The organism is Mesorhizobium sp. M7A.F.Ca.CA.002.04.1.1, from assembly GCF_004022805.1.
GTDB classification, from domain to species: Bacteria; Pseudomonadota; Alphaproteobacteria; order Rhizobiales; family Rhizobiaceae; genus Mesorhizobium; species Mesorhizobium ciceri.
Genome location: NZ_RZPL01001056.1, coordinates 1 through 1,312 on the forward strand (window position 1 = coordinate 1; position 1,312 = coordinate 1,312).

The 1,312-nt window shown below is 62.4% G+C and carries 2 protein-coding genes; one reads left to right on the forward strand and one right to left on the reverse strand.

What is annotated here, in order from left to right; translation table 11 throughout:
• Positions 1 to 42: 42 nt before the first annotated feature.
• Positions 43 to 1,083, forward strand: coding sequence for a DUF3445 domain-containing protein (locus ENZ75_RS32035; RefSeq protein ID WP_063167621.1), 1,041 nt, complete (start codon positions 43 to 45; stop codon positions 1,081 to 1,083).
• A 54-nt stretch (positions 1,084 to 1,137) separates the two neighbouring features.
• Here the strand turns inward: ENZ75_RS32035 and ENZ75_RS32040 are convergent.
• The coding region (locus ENZ75_RS32040) for a cupin domain-containing protein (RefSeq protein WP_164888189.1) at positions 1,138 to 1,312 on the reverse strand (175 nt) is incomplete at its 5' end.

Consider the following 1,312-nt stretch of genomic DNA (forward strand, 5'->3'; position numbering starts at 1 on the left):
TTCGAGGGCCGGTCGCTGGTCCTGGAGCGCTAGGAGGAAATCATGGGCATCACCTTTCGCAAGGAAACGTTCCGCGACGACTTCACCTTCAGGAACAGCCCTGAGCACATCAGGCGCTTCCCGTTCCCTTTCCACGAAGACGCCTACATGTATGCGGTCAACATCGAGCCGCATGTCGTCGGGCCGAAAGGCAGCGTGCTGGAAAACCTGATCGACGTCGACGAGCACTATGTCGCCGAGATGCAGGACCGGGCGCTGGTGCTGGCCGAGGACCCGCTGCGCTGCCAGTCGCTGCCGCACATGACGCTGGCCGGCTGGGACCTGCTGGAACTGCTGATGGAGCAGCAGGCGCTGGGCTATCCCGAACATTTCACACTGACCCGCGACGGCGACCGCTGGCGCTGGATCAACCGGCCGCTCGGCATCGACGACACCTTCACCTTCGGCGACACCTCGACGCTGCCTTACGGCCCGATGGAGTACATCACCCGCCAGAGCCAGGGCGACTTCTGCATCCTCGACCAGCGCGACGGCAATCTGTGGATGGATGCCGGCATGGTCACCACCCAAGCCGACTGGTCGCTCGATTTCGACATCGGCATGAACTTTTTCGAATGGCACGCGCCGGTGCCGCTGGCGCATGAGAAGGGGATTTTTGTCAGGGCGCTGAAATTCCTCACCAACATCCAGCAAGGCAAGCCGGCCAGGCGCCTGAACTGGACGATGACCATCAATCCGCGCCTCGACACCAGCCCCGAAAACTATCACAAATGGGGTCCGGACCGGGCTACGGTGACGCCGGAGAATGTCGGCGACAAAGTGCATCTGCGCGTCGAGCTGCAGAGTTTTTGGCGCCTGCCGCGCTCGAACGGCATCGTCTTTCCGATCCGCTGCTATCTGATCAAGATGGATGAGCTGGTGACGCAACCAAAATGGGCCCGGCGCCTGCACCGTGTCATCCGCGACCTGCCCGACGAACTCGGCAACTACAAGGGCCTGACCCGATATAGGTCAACGTTGGTCGAGTGGCTGTCGAAGCTCGACGACGGCAGCCCGACGAGCCCTGGGTTCGGGCCGGATTGAGCGACGCCCGCGAAGCTGCCGATCTCCCCCTCGTGGGGGGAGATCGAGTCCCGCTCAACCCGCGCTCTGCGGATAGCAGATAATCGACAAATACCGCATCGGCAGTTTCGTCAGCTGTTCCGGCCCGTGCGGCGCGTCGGCGTCGAAGAACAGGCTGTCGCCGGGCTTCATCGGGTAGAGATTGCTGCCGTGCCGGTAAACGACCTCGCCCTCGAGCATATAGAGGAAT